At 63.1% G+C, this 3,026-nt stretch carries 3 protein-coding genes; all 3 read left to right on the top strand.

From position 1 onward, the window contains the following. Positions 1–459: 4Fe-4S dicluster domain-containing protein (locus RCH91_RS09710; RefSeq protein ID WP_306534574.1), on the top strand; the 459-nt coding region annotated here is incomplete at its 5' end. Then, positions 456–1,346 (top strand): CoB--CoM heterodisulfide reductase iron-sulfur subunit B family protein, encoded by an 891-nt coding sequence (locus RCH91_RS09705; protein ID WP_306534572.1) that lies wholly within the window; start codon positions 456–458, stop codon positions 1,344–1,346. The genes RCH91_RS09710 and RCH91_RS09705, both read left to right, overlap by 4 nt. Positions 1,347–1,532: 186 nt before the next feature. After that, the coding region (locus RCH91_RS09700) for a CoB--CoM heterodisulfide reductase iron-sulfur subunit A family protein (protein ID WP_306534570.1) at positions 1,533–3,026 on the top strand (1,494 nt) is incomplete at its 3' end.

The raw sequence follows: 3,026 nt of genomic DNA, 5'->3' as shown, positions 1-3,026 counted from the left end.
CCCATGCGTTCGTTCATGGAGCATCCCCCCAACCGGATCGTGCGGTTTCTGCAGCTGGGGCAGTACGAGCGGGTCCTGGCGGGGCGAAGCATCTGGTACTGCGCCTCCTGCGAGACCTGCACCACCCGCTGTCCCAACAAGGTGGATCTGGCGGCCATCATGGACGCCCTGCGCAAATGCTCCTGGGACGCCAAGGGGCCGTCCAAGGAAAGCTACGTGCAGCTGGCCAACCGGCTCTTCATCGAAAACATCCGCACCTACGGCCGCCAGTACGAGATGCGGCTCGCCGCGGTCTTCAACGTGAAGAGCGGCCAGTTCCTCAAGGACCTCATGCTGGGCCCCAAGCTCATCACCAAGGGGAAACTCAAGGTGTTCCACCAGAAGAATCGCAATATCACTGAAATAGAAAAGATCTTTGCCCGGATCGAAGAACTGCGCAAAAAAGGTGAAGCACCATGACCCCGGCCAAGAACGCGCTCACCTACTCCTACTACCCGGGCTGCTCCCTGCACGCCTCGGCCAAGGAATACGACGAGTCAACCCGGGGGCTCTTCAAGGCCCTTAAAATAGGCCTGCAGGAAGTCCCCGACTGGCTCTGCTGCGGCGCCACGCCGGCCCACAACGTGGACGAGCTGCTCTCCCTGTCCCTGTGTGCCAAGAACCTCGCCCTGGCCGGCGGGGTGGAAGGGGATCTGGCCGTGGCCTGCGCCGCCTGCTTCTCGCGGTTGAAAGTTACCCAGCACCACCTGGCCGCAAACGCGGCCAAGCGCAAGCAGGTGGAATACGCCATCGACGGGGCCGTGAACCTGGCAAAGCCGGTCAAGCACCTCCTGGAGATCCTCGCCCGGGATTTCGGCCTCGACAACCTCGCCGCCGCCGTCACAAAGCCCCTCTCGGGTCTCAAGGTCGCCTGCTACTACGGCTGCCTCCTGACCCGGCCTCCCGAGGTTCCACAGCTGGACTGCGTGGAGGCCCCCACCATCATGGAGCGGGTCATCGGGGCCGCCGGGGCCGAAACCGTCGGCTGGAGCCACCGGATGGAGTGCTGCGGCGCCAACTTCACCCTCTCGCGGCCGGGCGTGGTCCTGAAGCTCTCCGGCGACATCCTCTCCTCCGCCAAGGCCGCCGGCGCCGACTGCCTCATGGTCGCCTGCCCCCTGTGCCATGGCAACCTGGACATCCGCCAGAAGGAGATCGAGGAGGCCACGGGCGAGCGCTTCGGCATGCCGGTCTTCTACATGACCCAGCTCCTGGCCCTGGCCGTGGGGGTATCGTCCAAAAAGCTCGGCTTTGAGAGCATGATCGTCAGCCCGCTGCCGCTGCTGCGGGAGAAGCAACTGCTGTAATAACACGGAGAGACGGAGAACACGGAGAAAACCGACCTCTTTGAACCAAAGCGAGAGACGCAAATAAAACCATCGAGTTTCATGGTGTTACGGGGTAACCCCTTAAGTAAGTAGTTGGTTTTGTCTTTCTCCGTGCACTCCGTATCTCCGTGTTATTCAGATGGTTAGAATGTAAAGAGGATTTGCATGTCCCGAATCGGCGTCTTTGTCTGCCACTGCGGCGAGAACATCTCGAGAACCGTTGACGTGGAAAAGGTCGCGGCCGAGGCCGCCCGGATCCCCGGGGTGGCCTATGCCACCGACTACAAGTACATGTGCTCCGACCCCGGCCAGAGCCTCCTGAAAAAGGCGGTTTCCGAGCACAACCTCGACGGCATCGTCGTGGCCGCCTGCTCTCCGCGCATGCACGAAAAGACCTTCCGCACCGCCGCCAAGAGCGCGGGCCTCAACCCCTTCCTCTGCGAGATGGCCAACATCCGCGAGCACTGCTCCTGGGTCCACGAGGACCGGGAGGAGGCCACGGAGAAGGCGAGCGCCATCGTCGAGATGATGGTGGCCCGGGTCAAGAAGGACAAGAAACTCATCCCGATCACCGTCCCCGTCACGAAGAGAGCACTTGTGATCGGCGGCGGCATTGCCGGCATCCAGGCAGCCCTGGACATCGCCGACGCCGGCCACCAGGTGGTGTTAGTTGAGCGGGAGCCCTCCATCGGCGGGCACATGGCGCAGCTCTCCGAGACCTTCCCGACCCTGGACTGCTCCCAGTGCATCATGACCCCCAAGATGGTGGACGCGGCCAACCACCCCAACATCACCCTCCACACCTATAGCGAGATCGAGAGCGTCGACGGCTACATCGGCAACTTCCAGATCACCGTCCGCAAGAAAGCCCGAAGCGTCATCGAGGAGAAGTGCACCGGCTGCGGCGTCTGCTCCGCCAAGTGCCCCCAGAAAAAGATCCCCAACACCTTCGACAAGAACCTCGGGATGCGCCCCGCCATCTATGTGCCGTTCCCCCAGGCGGTCCCCAACACCCCGGTCATCGACCGGGAGCACTGCACCAAGTTCATCAACGGCAAATGCGGCGTCTGCCAGAAGGTCTGCGGCCCCGGCGCCATCGACTACGGGCAAGAGGACCAGCTGATCACCGAGCCCGTCGGCGCCATCGTCGTCGCCACCGGCTTCGAGCTCTACAGCATCACCGAGAAGCCCAAGGGCTCCCCCATCAAGGGATACGGCGAATTCGGCCACGGCACCATCCCCGACGTGATCGACGGCCTCACCTTCGAGCGGCTGGCCAGTGCCTCCGGCCCCACCGGCGGGAAGATCGTCCGCCCCTCCGACGGAAAAGAGCCCAAGCAGGTGGTCTTTGTCCAGTGCGTCGGCTCCCGGGCCCGGGAAAAGGGGATCTCGTACTGCTCGAAAATCTGCTGCATGTACACCGCCAAGCACACCATGCTCTACAAGCACAAGGTCCACGACGGCCAGGCCTACGTCTTCTTCATGGACGCCCGCACGCCGGGAAAGAGCTACGACGAATTCTGGCGCCGGGCCATCGAGGAAGAGGAGGCGGTCTACATCCGGGGGATGGTCTCCCGCCTCTACCAGAAGGGGGACAAGGTGGTGGTCATGGGGAGCGACGTCCACGTGGGCGTCCAGGTAGAGATCGAGGCGGACCTC

Source organism: Geobacter sp. (genome assembly GCF_030834625.1).
GTDB lineage: Bacteria > Desulfobacterota > Desulfuromonadia > Geobacterales > Geobacteraceae > Geobacter.
The sequence above is the reverse complement of the archived record's forward strand: the minus strand, read 5'-3'. Positions and strand labels throughout refer to the sequence as shown.

Excerpts from the sequence above, each read along its gene's own strand:
- RCH91_RS09705 (WP_306534572.1), top strand. The coding sequence starts at position 456 with ATGACCCCGGCCAAGAACGCGCTCACCTACTCCTACTACCCGGGCTGC.